This window comes from Vibrio sp. 1S139 (genome assembly GCF_041439475.1).
Taxonomy (GTDB): domain Bacteria; phylum Pseudomonadota; class Gammaproteobacteria; order Enterobacterales; family Vibrionaceae; genus Vibrio; species Vibrio crassostreae_C.
The window spans coordinates 1-2,692 of sequence record NZ_JBGOOD010000138.1; the positions used below are offsets into that span (position 1 = coordinate 1).

General features: G+C 43.3%; 3 protein-coding genes. 2 read left to right on the forward strand and 1 reads right to left on the reverse strand.

The features are described from left to right. Positions 1-141 precede the first annotated feature (141 nt). A complete protein-coding gene (locus tag ACED46_RS21665; protein ID WP_108209591.1) occupies positions 142-1,443 on the forward strand; it encodes a tyrosine-type recombinase/integrase in 1,302 nt (433 codons plus the stop codon). Further along, entirely contained in the window at positions 1,436-1,819 is a 384-nt protein-coding gene (locus tag ACED46_RS21670) for a hypothetical protein (RefSeq protein WP_108209592.1), read from the forward strand. Before ACED46_RS21665 ends, ACED46_RS21670 begins: the two co-directional genes overlap by 8 nt. Positions 1,820-1,989: 170 nt before the next feature. Here the strand turns inward: ACED46_RS21670 and ACED46_RS21675 are convergent, their stop codons facing one another. Next, positions 1,990-2,478: a hypothetical protein gene (locus tag ACED46_RS21675; protein ID WP_108209593.1), complete on the reverse strand. Its 489-nt coding sequence runs from the start codon at positions 2,476-2,478 to the stop codon at positions 1,990-1,992. Positions 2,479-2,692: the final 214 nt, after the last annotated feature.

Here is a 2,692-nt window from a genome sequence, read left to right on the forward strand (position 1 = left end):
ACCGGCAACCGTTAATAGCGGTTCTAGGGTTCAAATCCCTATCCCTCCACCACTTATTCTTAGAAAAAAGCCTTTGATTATCAAAGGCTTTTTTTGTATCTGAAACATAGAAAAGTCACCTAACACAGATAGGTGATACATATGTATTTGATAAAACTGGCTTCTGGCGTGTACTATACACGCATTGCCACCCCTGTTTTTCTACAAAACTCCCATGACTACCCAAAGGAAGTCCGCTTCTCTTTGCTTACCAAAACGCGCCGTGAAGCGATCAAACGCAATACTCGTTTAGCCAGTGCGATCTGCTCTCTGTTCGACAGAGCACTTAATCAGTACATGCCATACAACACGTTTAAAGCCATTCTGTTGGTGTTGATTAAGCGTGTACGGCAAGAGTTTGATGCTCAAGTAAGGAATCAGCCTTGTCAGTATAATATTGTTGCTGATACCGCTCCACCAGCGCCTATCCTGGTTGCAACTAATAATCCTTTCAAGGATTTCAAATTCTTTGCCAACGAGTTGGATGAGTTCATCCAATCAAAAAGGCTAGAAAGCATTACGCATCTCTCAGTGACGCAACTGAAGCAACGTTGCACCGACTTCATTTACTTCATCAGAAAACGCAAGTTACCTGCGACAGCCAAAACCGCTATGACCTACAGAGATAGCCTATTAAGCCGAGGGCTAAGTTCAAAAACAATCAAAGACTACCTTGCTGCCATAAGGCAGTTTTTCACTTGGTGTGTTCAGCGAGAAACGATTGCCAGCAATCCATTTCAATCCATCAAAACACCTAAATCAAGGGCCACTAAAGCGTCTGAACAGCGTTCTCGGTGGACTTTGGACGAACTCACGAAACTATTAACTTCAAGCGAGTACTGTCGCAGGGATAATCAATTTGATTGGGTAACAAGATTGCAGATCTACCATGGCTTAAGGCCCGCAGAAGCGTGCCAGTTATCAACAGCAGACATCAAGAAAGTTAATGGGATCTATTGCATCACATGTTCTGATTCAAATGAGAAGCAACGACTTAAAACCAAGAATGCTTACCGTTTGGTGCCCATCCATCAATCTATGATTCAATCAGGGTTTATTGAATATCTAGAAGAACGCAACCATAAGCGCTTGAAGCAGTTGTTTGACTATAAACCACACGGTAAGAACCATGACTGGTCTTTCCGATATAGAACACACCTCGGCAAGATACAAACGGATATAGGCATGAAGCCCAAGGAACGGCCAACCGCATATTCATTCCGCCATACGTTTATTGATGAGCTAAAAATGGCCGAGGTTGCCGAGCACGTTGTGTCGGAAATCGTCGGCCATGCTCACCCTAACATCACTTACGGGCGTTACGGAAAGAACACTGATTTACAGAAGCTCCATGAAGCTGTTAACGCCTTCCCTGTATTAGCGGGAGGAGATAATCATGCGTAAGCTCGCTCATTTTGAATTGAAGTCTGTATTAAGTGCTCTAGACGATGCTGAGTTCACCCAAAATTATGACTTCTCGAATCTAGTCGCATGCGGCATTAGCCTTGAAGCCATTAGGCTTGTCTACCGTCTAAAGACGGCATTAAAGCAAGATAGTGATTTAACGGTGGCGAATTACATCCAACATGTAAATCAGGTGTATACCGTTGTGGATTCATTCTACGGATTTAAAGAGATGCTCGGTTACGATGTGCTTTCTCAGGAGTTCGAAAGGGAAGAAAAGCTATTGCAGTTGATTGATTTCGTACAAAGCCATGGCATGGATATCAGCATTAAGACCCAAGGAATAGCATGGGCGATATCCGTGCGGCTTGAGTAAGGTGACTTGACACCTGAGCGCCGTGTACGGCGCTCTTATTGGTGTTCACAGTGATCACTCTCTACCTGCTAGTTCAGAAATGACAAAACTTTGTTAGGCATTTCAGGATACTGGAAAATTTCAGATAAACTCTGCTACTTCATAGTATTCGATTAACTACAAAGTAGTGTTTAGTGTTGATGGTGGAGAGCTCTTATCTGTGATATCAAGTCGTCACTCACACCCTCACCAAATGTACTGACCAGATTACGGCCTGGAAACGATTTTAAGCGCTCATCCAATGCCATCTCTCCGCAGACATACCACTCATCAACTTCTAGCGCTTGAGCGTGTGCGAACATGCGTCTATAAGGGTCATTGTCATCAGGGCGCAGCATTACGTTTTTATATGGAGCTAATTGGTTATCTGTAAACACATTGTGTTTGATGAGTAGATCTCTAGTGTAGTGTTCACCCGTTGGGTAAAGTAAGAGACCTGCTTCTGTTGCTGCGCGTGCTAGTTTCTGGGCTCCCGCACGATCTGGCTCGACATGTCTTAAAAAGTGGTCACTTGTGCTAAATGGTTTTTGTGATTTAAACGCCTCTCGTACTTTATCATGTCGGCTAAGGTATGCACTTGAGTATATAAGTGAGTGAGGGTCGAAAAATAGGATCTTCACAGCATTCTCCTTGGCTAACTAGAGTTGTTTCACCCCGACAATAATAATAAATGAAGTCGCGCTAACACAAATAATCAATAAGTTAAAATTATGTTTCTGCGAACTGATTAGTAAATTGTTTGGTGAGCACAAATTATGAGTTGCCGTTCTGAATCGTTGTTGTCGAGTAGACGACACTTGTTACCAAGTGCCGCCCCTCTAAGAACCGTACGTG

Bases quoted from the DNA above. Each gene is read 5' to 3' on its own strand.
- ACED46_RS21670 (WP_108209592.1), top strand. From the start codon at position 1,436: ATGCGTAAGCTCGCTCATTTTGAATTGAAGTCTGTATTAAGTGCTCTA.
- ACED46_RS21665 (WP_108209591.1), top strand. From the start codon at position 142: ATGTATTTGATAAAACTGGCTTCTGGCGTGTACTATACACGCATTGCC.